The organism is Pseudoduganella sp. OTU4001 (genome assembly GCF_038440195.1).
GTDB lineage: Bacteria > Pseudomonadota > Gammaproteobacteria > Burkholderiales > Burkholderiaceae_D > Rugamonas.
Window position 1 is genome coordinate 88,860 of record NZ_JASATG010000002.1, and the last position, 14,603, is coordinate 103,462.

At 63.3% G+C, this 14,603-nt stretch carries 8 protein-coding genes; 2 read left to right on the forward strand and 6 right to left on the reverse strand.

The annotated features are described in order from the left end of the window. Positions 1 to 202: 202 nt before the first annotated feature. The 5 genes from AAHE99_RS02470 to AAHE99_RS02490 are packed head-to-tail and all read right to left on the reverse strand — an operon-like array spanning position 203 to position 7,405. Complete coding sequence (locus tag AAHE99_RS02470; RefSeq protein WP_342114071.1) at positions 203 to 1,123, reverse strand: VTT domain-containing protein; 921 nt, start codon at positions 1,121 to 1,123, stop codon at positions 203 to 205. A gap of 29 nt (positions 1,124 to 1,152) precedes the next feature. Continuing rightward, positions 1,153 to 3,693 carry an ATP-binding protein gene (locus tag AAHE99_RS02475; RefSeq protein WP_342114073.1) on the reverse strand — a complete coding sequence of 847 codons (2,541 nt, stop codon included), beginning with the start codon at positions 3,691 to 3,693 and terminating at the stop codon, positions 1,153 to 1,155. 59 nt (positions 3,694 to 3,752) lie between these two features. Next, entirely contained in the window at positions 3,753 to 5,420 is a 1,668-nt protein-coding gene (locus tag AAHE99_RS02480; protein WP_342114075.1) for an ABC transporter ATP-binding protein, read from the reverse strand. A gap of 1 nt (position 5,421) precedes the next feature. Further along, positions 5,422 to 6,459 carry an ABC transporter permease gene (locus AAHE99_RS02485; RefSeq protein WP_342114078.1) on the reverse strand — a complete coding sequence of 346 codons (1,038 nt, stop codon included), beginning with the start codon at positions 6,457 to 6,459 and terminating at the stop codon, positions 5,422 to 5,424. 10 nt (positions 6,460 to 6,469) lie between these two features. After that, positions 6,470 to 7,405: an ABC transporter permease gene (locus AAHE99_RS02490; RefSeq protein ID WP_342114081.1), complete on the reverse strand. Its 936-nt coding sequence runs from the start codon at positions 7,403 to 7,405 to the stop codon at positions 6,470 to 6,472. A 239-nt stretch (positions 7,406 to 7,644) separates the two neighbouring features. Here AAHE99_RS02490 and AAHE99_RS02495 point away from each other — a divergent pair, with 239 nt between their 5' ends. Beyond that, on the forward strand, positions 7,645 to 10,407 hold the full coding sequence (locus AAHE99_RS02495) for a TonB-dependent receptor (RefSeq protein ID WP_342114084.1): 2,763 nt from the start codon (positions 7,645 to 7,647) through the stop codon (positions 10,405 to 10,407). Positions 10,408 to 10,562: 155 nt separating this feature from the next. Next, the gene (locus AAHE99_RS02500; RefSeq protein ID WP_342114086.1) at positions 10,563 to 13,379 is read left to right on the forward strand and encodes a TonB-dependent receptor; all 2,817 of its coding nucleotides are present in this window, start codon (positions 10,563 to 10,565) and stop codon (positions 13,377 to 13,379) included. A gap of 39 nt (positions 13,380 to 13,418) precedes the next feature. Here the strand turns inward: AAHE99_RS02500 and aroG are convergent, their stop codons facing one another. Further along, positions 13,419 to 14,477 carry a 3-deoxy-7-phosphoheptulonate synthase AroG gene (gene aroG, locus AAHE99_RS02505; RefSeq protein ID WP_342114088.1) on the reverse strand — a complete coding sequence of 353 codons (1,059 nt, stop codon included), beginning with the start codon at positions 14,475 to 14,477 and terminating at the stop codon, positions 13,419 to 13,421. Between the last annotated feature and the right edge of the window lie 126 nt (positions 14,478 to 14,603).

Below are 14,603 nucleotides of genomic sequence, written 5' to 3' on the forward strand. Positions count from 1 at the left end.
TGTTAGCCGAGACGCAAGGATTTCTTTGTAGTTTGAGTACAAGAATCGTCATCAGCAGGTATAAATGCTACATCGCGGAATATATTCTCGGTAGTATGACTACGAAAAAGTCGGGGTCATGTCTGACATTCGGACACGGGCCCAGCCGTTGGCGACGCCAACGGCTGGGCCCGTGTCCGAATGTCAGACATGACCCCGACCTTTATTCGTTGCGGAAGGCGTTGTTCCAGGCGTCGAGGCCGCCGTGCAGGGGCTTGGCGCGCTTGTAGCCGCTGGCGTGCATCTGCTTGGCGACCTTGGCGGCGGTGACGTCGTTGGGGCAGCTGCAGTAGACGATGATGTGGCGGTCTTTCGGCAGGGATTTGATGATCGACAGCGGATCGCTGGAACCAACCAGCAAGGCGCCCGGCACCGGCGGCTCCAGCATCTGGGCGGTGGCGCTGCGGGCGTCGACCATGACCGGGTCGTGCCCGCTGTCCAGCAGCTCCTTCAGCTCGTCGACGCTGATGCGCTCGGTCTGCATCGCTTTCTGGAAACGGCGGCGTTCGATGTACTTGGCCAGCACGAACAGGCCCAGCAGGATGGCCAGCACCGTCAGCGCTGTCGAGCCCATGGTCGACAGCACTTCCAGTACCTTGTCGACGTCGGCGTGGAAGTAGGCGCCGATCGCCAGGCCGGTGGCGCTCCACAGCAGCCCGCCCAGCAGGCTGAAGGCGAGGAAGGTCGGCACCCCAGTGCCCAGCGCGCCCGCCATCGGCGGGGCGATGGTGTTGAAGCCGGGGATGAACTTGGCCACCACCATCGACTTCGGCCCCCATTTGCGGAAATTGTCTTCGGTCTGGCTGACGCAGTAGTCGGGCGACAGGGAGATCTTGCACAGCAGTTTGAGAATGCGCTTGCCGAAGCGGCGCCCGGCGCGGAACCAGAAGACGTCGCTAAGCAGGCAGGCCGCCATGGCGACAGCCAGCACCAGCGGGAACGGCGTGCCGCCGTCGACCGCCAGCGCACCGGCAACAATCAGGATCGGGTACGCGGGGATGGGTAACCCCATCTGTTCGACCAGCACCACGGCAAAGACGATCAGGACTCCATACTGCTGCAACAAGGTAATAAGGTTAGCCATAGTCCGACTATGGTAGCGCAAATCGGCGCTTACGGCAGGGCGCCCTCCGCCTCCTCCAGCATGCGGCACAGCTGCCGGTATTCATGCCGCACCACCATGCGCTGGATCTGCTTGGCCAGCTCCGGCGCGCTGCTGCGGCAGGCGGCCAGCACCTGTTCGATATGGGCCGGATTCAGTTCGCGCAGCGCGCCATGCAACTCGCTGCGCAGGGCGGAAGGCAAGGTGGCCAGGGCGGCCGGCGTCAATGCGGCGGACGCCGCCTCGGCGTCGGCAGCCGGCGCCGGCGCGGCCAGCACTGTATCGGCATATTCCACATCGAGCTGTTGCGCCAGCACGCGGAACAGCTTGTCCTGCTCCACCGGCTTGCGCAAGAAGTCGTCGGCGCCGGCGGCCAGGGCCTGCTGGCGCTCTTCTTCGAAGGCGGAGGCGGTCAGCATCACCACCCGCGGCTGCGGCAAGCTGCGGTCGGCGCGCAGGCGGCGCGTCGCTTCCAGGCCGTCCAGCACCGGCATGCGCCAGTCCATCAGCACCAATTCCGGCTGCTCGCGCGCAATCGCATCCAGCGCTTCAACACCGTCGGAGGCTTCATAAACGTCGAAGCCGGCCGGCACCAGCAGGCTGCGCAGCAGGTGGCGGCCATCGACGCCATCGTCCACCACCAGGATGCGCCGCGCCTGGTGCGCTGGCGCCAGGTGCGGCAGGCGCGCCAGCGGCGCCACGTCCTGCGCCGCATCGACTTCCTCCGCTTCGATCGTGAAGCGGAAAGTCGAACCCACGCCGGGCTCGGACTGCACCTCCAGCTCGCCGCCCATGATGCGCACGTACTGGCGCGAGATGGCCAGGCCCAGGCCGGTGCCTTCGCTCACGCCGTCATTGCGCGCCTGCACAAACGGCTCGAAGATGCGCTGCTGCTCCTCGGGTGCGATGCCGATGCCGGTATCGCGCACGGCAAACGCCAGGCCATAGCGCCCGCCCGGCAAGAGCGTGGCGCGCAGCGACAGGGTAACGCTGCCGCTGCGCACGAACTTGAGCGCGTTGGAGGCGAGATTGAGCAGCACCTGGCGCAGCTTGGCGCCATCCAGCAGCAAGGCGCGCGGCAACGCATCGCATTCGGACTTGAGCGCGATGCCGCCCTGCTCCGCACGGGCGCTGACCATATCGCACACATCGCGCATCAACTGGGCGACGTCGTTGGCCTCGCGGTGCAGGCTGACGCCGCCCGCCTCGATCTTGGACAGCTCCAGGATATCGTTGATCAGCGTCAGCAAATGCTGGCCGGAGCGGTGGATGATGGCCATATTGCGCTTCTCGTCAGCCGACATGCTGGCCGAATGCGCCATCAGCCGCGAGAAGCCGATCACGGAATTCAGCGGGGTGCGCAGCTCATGGCTCATGGTGGACAGGAACACGCTCTTGGCGCGGTTGGCCGCCTGCGCCTCGGTCACGGCCACCGACAGCGCCGCCGTGCGCTCGGCCACCAGCTCCTCCAAGTGGCTGCGGTGACGCCGCAGCTCCTGCTCGCTCTCGGTGGCGTCGGTGACGTCGATGCTGACGCCCACCAGGCGCACCACCTTGCCCTGCTCGTCGCGGAAGGAGCGCGCCATCGATCGCAGGTGCCGGATCGCGCCGTCGTCGCGGCGTACCCGGTGCTGCAGGAAGAATTCGTGCTCGCCTTTCAGCGCAGCCGCCACTTCGGCGCGTGCTAGATCGCGGTCTTCCGGCACCACGCGGTCCAGCCAGGCCTTGTAATTGCCGCTGCCATGCCGGGTCGCCATGCCGTACTGGCGCAGGATCTCATCGTCCTGCACCAGTTCATCGTTCGGCACGTCCCAGTCCCAGATGCCGATGCGCGCGGCGCGCGTCGCCACCGTCAGGCGCTCTTCGCTTTCACGCATGGCGCGGTAGCGGCTATCGAGCAGCGCCCACATTTTCTTGATCGATTCGTTCAGCGCATGCAGTTCGCCAAAGAACCACGCCTTTTGCGGCGTATCGCCCGCCACGTACTGGCCGATAGCGCTCAGCGGGCGCAGGATCAGGAACCACAGCAATCCGTACACGCTGGCCACCAGCATCGCTGCCAGCACCAGGATCGCGAACATATTGGCGCGGCGCTGGTCGCGCAGTTCCTGCTGCACATGGGTGGGCGTGGCAAAGACCTTGATGGTGCCGATATTGGCGCCCTCGGCCATGATCGGGCGCTGGGCTACCAGCATGTCCGGCGTGGTGCGCAGCGGCGTGCCCACTTCGAGCTTGTCGCCGCTGCCACGCTGCACCACGTATTCGCGCTTGGCGCCGGTGCCGTAAATGACAATGGCATGCAGGTCGCGCTGGTTCATGCTGGCGCGCATGATGGACTGCACCTGGTTGTCGTCGAAATTCCAGGCCGGCAGCGCGACCCCGATCGCCAGCTGGTCGGCGCTCATATTGAGCACGCGCTCAAGCTCCCGCCAGCGCTTATCGCGCTCGGAGTTGTGCGAATAGGCGGCGAACACCAGCAACACGGCGGTGACGATGGCCGTCAGCGCCACGCTGGCTAACAATGCGATGGAGGCAACCTTATTCGAACGCAAAGACCTGCTCCAGTCCGGGCGCCGCCTCGTGCGGCGCAACGATGATCAGTTTGCCACGATCAGGCGGCCTTGGGAATGGCCGCCAGCAGCGAGCGCGTATAAGGATGCTGCGGGTTGCGGTACAGCTCATCAGCATCGGCCATTTCCACCACCTCCCCCTTGTGCATCACCATCACCTGGTCGGAGATGTACCTGACCACCGACAGGTCGTGCGAAATGAAGATGTAGGACAGGCCGAATTCATCCTGCAGGTCCTGCAGCAGGTTCAGGACCTGGGCCTGGACCGACACGTCCAGCGCCGATACCGATTCGTCGCACACCAGGATTTCCGGCTTCATGGTCAGGCAGCGCGCGATGGCGATGCGCTGCCGCTGGCCGCCGGAGAATTCATGCGGATAGCGCTGGTAAGCCTGCTGCGGCAGGCCGACGCGCTCCAGCAGCGCCAGCGCCATCTGCGTGCGCTCGGCGTCGTTGGCGCCGATGCCGTGCAGGCGCATCGGCTCCAGCAGGATCTGGCCGACCGTGAAGCGCGGGTTGAGCGAGGCGTACGGGTTCTGGAAGATGATCTGGATGCGGCGCTTGAAGGGCTGGTATTCGCGCGCATCCATTGCCAGCAGGTCGCGCCCTTCGAACATGGCGCTGCCGCCGCTGGCCTGGTGCAGGCGCAGCAGGGTCAGGCCGACGGTGGACTTGCCGCTGCCCGACTCCCCCACCATGCCCAGCGTCTTGCCGCGCGCGAGTTTGAAGGAAACGCCCTTCACTGCCTGGAATTCGCGTTTGCCGAACAGGCCTTCGCGCAGCCAGAAGCTCTTTTTCAGGCCTTGCACGTCGAGCACGATGTCGTCGCCGGGCGCGCTGCCGCGGACACGTTCGGGCTGCTGCGGCAGCGCGCCGCCCTCCATATAGTCGGCGATGACCGGCAGGCGGCGCGGGCGCGTGTCCAGCGATGGCCGGCAATGCAGCAGCGCGCGGGTGTACCGGTCTTGCGGGTCGGCGAAGACGGCGCGCGCGGCGCCGGTCTCGCGCACCTCGCCGTGGCGCATGACGATCACTTCGTCGGCGATTTCCGCCACCAGGCCCAGGTCGTGGGTGATAAACAGCACCGCCATCCGGTGCTTCTTCTGCAGGCCGGCGATCAGCTCCATGATCTGCTTCTGGATCGTGACGTCGAGCGCGGTGGTTGGTTCGTCGGCGATCAGCAGCTTGGGCTTGCAGGCGATGGCCATGGCGATCATCACGCGCTGCTGCTGGCCGCCCGACATCTGGCTCGGGTAGGCGTCGAACTTGCTGGCCGGGTCGGGGATGCCGACTTCCTCCAGCAATTCCAGCGTGCGGGCGCGGGCGGCGCGCTTGTCCATGCCCATGTGCTGGCGCAGCACTTCGCCGATCTGGAAGCCAACCGTGAATACCGGGTTGAGCGAGGACATCGGCTCCTGGAAGATCATGGCGATGTCCTTGCCGCACATGGCGCGGCGCGCGGCTTGGGACTGGTGCAGCACTTCGCGGCCTTCGAACAGCACGCTGCTTTGCCCGTCGATCAGGGTGGTGTGCGGGGGCAGCAGGCCCATGACGGCCAGCGAGCTGACCGACTTGCCGCTGCCCGATTCGCCCACCAGCGCCACGGTGCGGTTGTGCGGGATGTCGAAGGAAATGCCTTTCACGGCTTCGACCGTGTTCTTTTTGTCGGTGCGGAAGCGGATGCGCAGATTGCGGACCTGGAGCAGCATGTCATTTCACCTTGGGATCGAGCGCGTCGCGCAGTGCGTCGGCAAACAGGGAGAAAGCGGTGACCAGCAAGGCCATCGCGCTGGCGGCGGCGGTCAGCTGCCACCATTTGCCAAGGATCAGTTCATTCTGGGCTTCGTTCAGCATCGAGCCCCAGCTCACCACGCCTACCGGCACGCCGAAGCCGAGGAAGGACAGGATCACTTCGGCCTTGATGAAGCCCACCACCAGGATCGAGACCTGCACCAGCGCCACGTGGCTGACGTTGGGGAAAATGTGGGTGAACATTTTCTGCCAGGCGCTGGCGCCGATGGCGTCGGCGGCCATCACGTATTCGCGGGCCTTGTGCTTGATGTATTCGGCGCGGATCAGGCGATAAGGGCCGGTCCAGCCGGTCAGGCCCAATATCAGCACGATGGTCAGCACGCCCTTCTGTTGCAGCACGGCGGCCACGGTCAGGATCATCAGGATCGAGGGGATCGAGGTGAAGACGTTGTAGAACCAGTTGAAGAAGTCGTCCACCAGGCCGCCGTGGTAGCCGGAGATGGCGCCGAACAAGGTGCCGAGGCCCACCGCCAGCGTGGCGGCGGCCAGGCCGACCACGATCGAGGTTTCGCCGCCCTTGATGGTCTTCAGGATGATGTTGTGGCCCCATTTGTCGGCGCCGAACGGCAGGCTCGCCGCGCGCACCGCCGCCGGTTCCGCCACCGCCTTGCCGAGCGTCGCGCGCAGCTCGCGGATGTCCTGCGCCAGCGGATCAAACTCGTTGGCCGGCGGCACACCAGCAGGACCCTCGGCGCCGCCCGCGCCATGCGCTGCCGCAGCACCCTGGCCTGCCCGCGGCGGGGCGACGAAGGTGGGCGGCGCGTAGTTGACGGCAACCTCCTCCTCCCAGTCCGCGGCAACAATGCCGGATGCCGAGGCCGCAAGCAGCAGCAGGAACGCAGCGACAACCGCCAAAGCCCCCATCGCCAGCCGGTCAGCCCGCAAACGGCGCCAGGCCAGCGTCCACAAACCGGCGGAATCATGAATAGCGTGCATGCGTCAATCCTTACTTAAGCTGGACACGCGGATCGACAGCCTGGTACAGCACATCGGTCAGCAAATTGAACACCATGGTCGCCACCGCGACATACACGGTAATGGCCTTAATCACAGGAAAATCGGACCGTTCCACCGCCAGGATCACTTCGCGCCCGATGCCCGGTATGCCAAAGAAACGCTCCAACAGGAACGCACCAATCAGCATCGCCGGCAAGCTCGCCATCACATGCGTAATGATCGGGATCGCCGCATTGCGCAGCACATGCACCCACATCACGCGCCGCTCCGGCAATCCCTTGGCGCGCGCGGTGCGCACATAATCCTGCCCCGCCTCATCCAGCACAAAGCTGCGGTACAAGCGCAAGGTCGGCGCCAGCGACACCGCCAGCCCGATCAGGATCGGCAGCGCCGCAAAGCGCAGGTTATCCAGCAGCCCCTCGCCCCAGCCCTGCACCGGGAACCAGCCCGCCTTATAGGCCAGCCAGTACTGGAACACGATGATATAAACCAGGATCGAAATCGACATGCCCACCGTGCACGCCACCATCACCGCGCGGTCGGTCAGCGAGCCGCGCACGAAAGCCACCGCCAGCGCCAGCGCGATCCCCAGCACGGTTTCCAGGACGGTCAGCGGCACCAGCACCGTCAGCGAAGGCCCCAGCCGGCTGCCGATGATGTCCGACACCGCCTCGCCCGTGGCCCAGCTCTGGCCAAAATCAAAGCTCGCCACCTGCTTCAAGAAAATCCACAGCTGCACATGCCATGGCTGGTCCACGCCCAGCTGGCGGCGGATATTTTCGATGCTGGCCGCATCCGACATCTTGCCCGCCAGAATATAGGCCGGATCGCCGCCCACCCAGTTGAACAAAACGAACACCAGCAGCACGACACCCAGCATGGTCGGCAGCATTTGCCACACACGCCTTATCAAATAAGCAAACATTTTTAAGTAATTACAGTAAGTGCTTCACTTATAGACGTTTCGGAAAAGAGACGAATCGTCACAAAATTGTATCGTGCGACATTTTTCAATTGACGCAATGTTAGCCGAAATGATCTCATGCTTCCCGGAAGAAACTATAGGGAAATAGTTTTTCCAATGGGAGCGCTCAAAGCAGTTGATAAAAGCTGTAGCTCGTTTTGAGAACAAAATTTGGAGAATAAAACATGATGGAAAAAATCATGGCTCGTTCCGTACGCCTGGCAGTTGCCGGCGGCATGGTAGCCAGCCTCGCCGTGCCTGCATTCGCGCAGGACACCGCCCCGATGCAACGCGTTGAAGTTACCGGTTCCAGCATCAAGCGCGCCACCCAGGAAACCGCATCGCCAATCCAGGTCATCAGCAAAGAAGACCTGATGAAGTCCGGCAAATCCACCGTCGCGGAATACCTGCAAACCCTGACCGTTGACGGTGCCGGCTCCCTGCCGACCGGCTTCGGCAACGGCTTTGCCGCCGGCTCCACCGCGATTTCCCTGCGCGGCCTGGGCGCCACCTCGACCCTGGTGCTGCTGAACGGCCGCCGCATGGCGCCATTCGCGCGTGCCGACGACGGCCAGAAGAGCTTCACCGACCTGTCCACCGTGCCGATGCAAATCGTTGAACGCATCGAGATCCTGAAAGACGGCGCCTCCTCCACCTACGGTGCGGACGCGATCGCCGGCGTGGTCAACATCATCCTGCGCAAGGACTTCGAAGGCCTGCAGCTGAAAGGCGACACCGGTATGTCGCGCTACAGCGACGGCAAACAGAACAAGGCATCCATCACCTACGGCCAGGGCAACCTGGAAGAGAACAAGTACAACTGGGTCATCAACGCCGAGTTCTCCGATTCCGACCGCCTGAAAAACAAAGACCGTGCAGACCGCGGCCATATCGGCAAGGGCGACCTGCGCGCTTACGGCTTCCCGGTCGGCACCCAGTTTGCCAGCGGCTACATCGCCGGCCTGAACAGTGCTCAGCCGAACCCAGCCGGCTCGATCCGCAATCCAGCCACCACCGCTTACACCAGCCTGCCAGGCTGCGCAAACTTGAGCGAAACCAAGGACCAGACCGGCGCCAACGGCGGCTGCCTGTGGCACCAGGACCAGTTCCGCGACATGCAGCCGGAGATCGAATCGATCAACCTGTACACCCGCGGCACCTGGCAAGTGAACGACGACACGCAAGTGTATGCCGAAGCCGGCTACTCCAAGCGTGACACCGCCTTCACCCTGGTTCCGCCGTCGGTCACCCCAACCGTGGCCTTCCCGCCAAACGCTGCCAACCCGCTGGGCTTCATCAACTACGGCAACCTGCCGCTGATGGCTGCCACCCACCCGCAGAACCCATACGGCGCGGCCACCCGCATCCGTTACTCGGCGTTTGACGTCGGCCCAAGCACCCGCTCGGCCAACAACGAGTTCAACCGCTTCGTGGTCGGCGTAAAAGGCGCCTTCGCTGGCTGGGATTACGACGCTGGCTTCACCCACTCCAAGTCCAAGCTGCACCTGGACTACAGCAATATGCTGAACATGAAGGTCGTGGCGGCTGCGCTGGGTGATCCAAAATCGCAATACTTCCCGTACTACATCGGCGCGGAAGCCCACAAGAACCCAGCCTCGCTGTACGCAGCCATGGTCACCAACGCGACCTCGGACTCGACCACCAAGCTGGACGTGATCGACTTCCACGCTTCGCGTGAACTGATGGCCCTGCCAGGCGGCAAGCTGGGTCTGGCAGTCGGCGGCGAACACCGTCGCGAAAAACTGTCCAACCCATCCCTGTCCGGCTCCATCGACGGTTCGATCAACTCGTCCTACGTGGCGGCCTTCGGCGACAGCAAGGTTTCGGCAGTGTTCGCCGAACTGGTGGCGCCGGTCGTGCAAAACGTGGAGCTGAGCGCTGCTGTCCGTTACGACAAGTACGACAACTTCAACTCGACCACCCCGAAAGCCGGCTTCAAGTGGACCCCGGTTAAGTCCTTCGCCCTGCGCGGTACTTACACCGAAGGCTTCCGTGCGCCAGGCGCAGCTGAAGGCAGCCCACTGTCGCAATCGACCGGTACTTCGACCGTGCGCGACCCGATCCGTTGCCCAGGCGGCACCCCGGCAGCCGGCGGCGCCACCTCCACCGATTGCGCGATCCCGGTCGCGGCAGTCAAAGTTGGTAGCGCAGCCCTGCGTCCGGAAACCTCCAAGGGCTCGACCCTGGGTATCGTGTGGGATCCGTTCAACGGCACCAGCCTGGCGCTGGATGCGTGGAAGATCAAGCGTAGCGACGAGATCAACCCGCTGCCATACAACGAAGCAGCTGCCCTGCCGACCGCGATCCGCAACGACAACAACCTGATCGTCAACGGCGTGGCCATCCCGAACACCGGTACCCTGGTGCTGACCCAGGCGCCATACCGCAACTCGAGCTTCACTGAAGTTTCGGGCGTGGACCTGGACATCAAGCAGCGCCTCCGCCTGGGCGACTACGGCCGCGCGACCGTGGGCTTCGTCTGGACCCACACCGCGTCGTGGAAGCGTCACGAGTCCGCTACCACCGTGTACCAGTTCAACGGCACCCACGGCAACTGCGACACCTCGAACTGCGCCGGTACGCCTAAGAACAAGATGAACCTGAACGCATCTTGGGACTACAACGACTGGAACGTGGCCGGTATCGTCAACTACCGCGACAGCATGGACAACGTCCTGTTCGCCGGCGACCTGTGCGCATCGAAACTGGCCAACGGCCAGCCAGGCACCAAGGATTGCAAGATCGCATCCTTCACCACCCTGGACATGTCCGCCCGTTACAACTGGAACAAACAGCTGACCCTGTTCGCTTCCATCAACAACGTGCTCGACAAGATCGCTCCGCTGGACCCACTGACCTACGGCGGCATGAGCTACAACCCGATGGACGCCTCCGGCGCTATCGGCCGCTACTTCAAGCTGGGCGCGCAGTACAAGTTCTAAGGGTATAACCTTAAGTTCTTGCAAAAACGGCACTTCGGTGCCGTTTTTGCTTTTAATTGTTACGATTTGTATCGAGTTAGCAAGCGATCATTGCTAAGCAATCTCATCGGTGGTTTGATACCGGCCCCGATAGTTTATTAATGAGATGTTTAGCAATGATGATTGAGAAAGCCCTGTCCCGCTCCCTGCGCGTCATGTTCGCAGGCGGCCTGGCAATCAGCAGCATCGCCGCCTTCGCCCAGGAAGCGGCCCAGGAAGCACCCATGCAGCGCGTGGAAATCACCGGTTCGAGCATCAAGCGTATTGCCGCCGAATCCTCGCTGCCTGTGCAATCGTTTAGCCAGAAAGATATCAAGAAGTCCGGCGTCTCCACCGTAACCGACTTCATCCAGCAACTGCCAGCCATGCAGGGCTTCTCCGTGGCGGCCGACTCGGTCGGCGGCGGTGGCGGCGGCGTGACCACCGCATCGATCCACGACATCGGCGCGGCCTACACCCTGGTGCTGCTGAACGGCCGCCGTATCGCGCCGGCCAACTCCGGCACCACCATCGACCTGAACTCCATTCCACTGTCCGCCATCGAGCGCGTGGAAGTGCTGACCGACGGCGCCTCCGCCCTGTACGGCGCCGACGCGATTGCCGGCGTGGTCAACTTCATCCTGAAAAAAGGCGCGACCGACTGGGAATTCAACGCCAAGTACTCGCGCCCTGAAGCAAGCGGCGGCGCCAGCAACGCGGTGTCGCTGAGCAAAGGCTTCGGCGACATCGACGAAGACGGCTACAGCGTCTTCTTCTCCGTCAGCCACGACGAACAGAAGCAGCTGAAGGCTTCCCAGCGCGACTTCGCCAAGACCGGCATCGTCAACTTCACCGACCCAGCCACCGGCAAGCAGCTGCAGTTCATCAACGGTTCTTCGCGTTCGCTGCCGGCCAATGCCGGCGTCAGCTACAACTCCTACGAGATCGATCCGAAGACCGGCAAGCCGGTCAAGAAGACCGTTAACCTGAACCCGTACGCCCTAGCCCACGGCGGCAAGTGCGCTTCGGTCAACGCCGACTTCTACGGCGACGGCAACTGCTACTTCGACAGCCCGTCCACCATCGAAATCAATCCGAAATCGGAACGCAACGCCCTGTTCTCCTCCGGTAGCCTGAAGCTGGGCGACAGCGGCTTCCGCGGTTTCTACGACCTGGCCTACACCGAAGCCAAGATCGTCGCTTCCATCGCGCCGTACCCGGCGGACTTCTCGATCGCCAAAGGCTCGGCCCTGTACAACAAGTACATCAAGCCTAACCTGACCACCGAGCAGGACGAAGGCGCCACCTCCATCGTGGCCAAGTACCGCCTGTACGAAATGGGCAACCGCGTGTTCGACTACGGCACCAAGGCCACCCACCTGGTGGCTGGTGTCGACGGCGCCATCGCCGGCTGGGACGTGAACTCGGCCCTGACCTACTCCAAGAACAAGCAGACCCAGAAATACGTCAGCGGCTTCCCGCTGGCCGACAAGTTCCAGGCTGCGATCGACGCCGGCTCCATCGATCCGTTCGCCTACGGCCTCGGTGAAATGCCGCAATCCATGCGTGACACCCTGTTGGGTACCGGCTTCTCCGGCACCTACAACACCCAGACCGTGGAAATGAAGGGCGTCGATGCGCGCGCCTCGCGCGAAGCGTTCAAGCTGCCGGGCGGTACCGCACAGATCGGCGTGGGCGCGGACTTCCGCAACACCTCGTACAAGGTCAACCAGGCTGACGTGGCGAAGAACGCCGCTATCCTGTTCGACAACCCGCAAGTGGACAGCGGCTATGAGCGCGACAACTTCGGCGCCTACGCTGAGCTGGTCATGCCTGTCACCAAGGCGCTGGAAATCACCGGCTCCGCCCGCTACGACCAGATCGGCGCGATCGACAACAACCTGACCGGCAAGGAAGTCGGTAACAAGGAAAACGCCGCGACCTGGAAGCTGAGCGCCAAGTACACCGCCGCCAAAAACCTGCTGTTCCGCGCTGCCGCCGGCACCGGCTTCCGCGCCGCGTCGATGCAGGAGATCGCCGGCCCGCTGGAAGACTGGGGCGTCACTGGCGGCAACTACCAGTGCCCGCTGACCGGCACCAGCCACCCGCTGGCCTCCTACTGCAACGGCGTGGTACGCCAGCAGTTCGAAGCCTTCCAGGGCGGCAATCCAGACCTGAAACCGGAGAAGTCCAAGCAGTGGAGCATCGGCACCGTGTTCGAGCCGAGCAACTCGCTGTCGATGGCCTTTGACCTGTGGAATGTTGAAATCCGCGACCAGGTGACCGCCGTCTCCGAAGGCCTGATCTTCAAGGATCCAGCCAAGTACGCCAGCCTGTTCACCACCAAGCATATCGGATCGACCGGCGCGGACGTGCTGGCGATCAAGCTGCTGCCGATCAATATCGGCAAGGTGGAAAACCGTGGCATCGACTACGACTTCACGCACAAGACCAAGCTGTACGACGGCAAGCTGACCAGCCGCCTGGCCGGTACTTACCTGATGCGTTCGCGCTACACCACGCCGGGTACGGACGACCAGTGGGAAACCAGCCTGAACCGCTACGGCTCGAACGACAAGGTATCGTTCCGCCACGTGGTGCGTGCCTCGACCAGCTGGGAGAAGGCACAGTGGACCCACACCCTGAGCGCGAGCTACCGCAACGGTTACACCGACAAGGAACAGACTGCGGATGACTGCGCCGTGATCGTGGCTGGCCAGCCAGGCGAATGCTACGGCATCCCCCTGCAGGTGCCGAGCTACACCACGTTTGACCTGCAGACGGCTTACCGCCTGCAGAAGAACCTGGAACTCACCGGCGGCATCATCAATATGTTCGACCGCAATCCGCCGTTCACCCTGCGGAACACCGGCTCGCACCAGGTGGGCTACAACCCATCGTACTCGTCGGCACTGGGCCGCCAGTTCTACCTGAGCGCCAGCTACAAGTTCTGATGTTACTGGTGTCTGACCCTATGGGTCAGACACCATGAATCATTCGCCTTTCAGGCGGCGCGAGCGCACCGCCTCGGCGAGATTTTCCAGCACCGCAACGCTGGTCTCCCAATCGATGCAGCCATCGGTAATCGACTGGCCGTAGGTCAGCTCCTTGCCCGGCACCAGGTCCTGGCGGCCCGCCACCAGGTGCGACTCCACCATCACGCCGACGATACGGGTATCGCCTCCCGCCACCTGCCCAGCGATATCGGCGCACACCGGCACCTGGTTCTCAGGCTTCTTCGAGGAATTCGCGTGCGAAGCATCAATCATCAGGCGCGCCGCCAATCCCTGCGCCGCAATCGCCTTGCACGCCTCTTCCACATTGGCCGCATCATAGTTCGGCGTCTTGCCGCCGCGCAGGATGATGTGGCAATCCTCATTGCCGTTGGTCGACACGATGGCCGAGTGGCCGCCCTTGGTCACCGACAGGAAGTGGTGCGGCTGCGAAGCCGCCTTGATCGCCTCCACCGCAATCTTGGTATTGCCATCGGTACCGTTCTTGAAGCCCACCGGGCACGACAGGCCGGACGCCAGCTCGCGGTGCACTTGCGACTCGGTGGTGCGCGCGCCGATCGCGCCCCAGGAAATCAGGTCCGCAATGTACTGCGGGCTGATCACGTCCAGGAATTCGGTACCGGCCGGCAGGCCCAGCTCGTTGATATCGCGCAGCAGCTCGCGCGCCATGCGCAGGCCGTCGTTGATGCGGAAGCTGTTGTCCATATAAGGGTCGTTGATCATGCCCTTCCAGCCCACGGTGGTGCGCGGCTTTTCGAAGTAGACGCGCATCACGATTTCCAGGTCGCCCTTCAGGCGCTCGCGTACCGGCGCCAGGCGGCGCGCATACTCCATGGCAGCCTTCGGATCGTGGATCGAGCACGGGCCGATCACCACCATCAGCCGGTCATCCTGGCCGTGCAGGATGCGATGCAGGGCGATGCGCGCATCGGATGCGGTCTGGGAAGCCGCTTCGGTGCAGGGAAATTCGCGAATCAGGTGCGACGGAGGCGTCAGCTCCTTCATTTCACGAATGCGCAGGTCGTCGGTGCGTTGCATGATGGTTTCTCCTGGGGCTTGAATAAAATTGAGTAAAAAAAAACCGCCATTTCTGGCGGTTTGTTTTGGTATCTGCTGGGATCTCGTTTTTGCTGCTACGTGAACCGGCCGCTACTCCACCGCCTT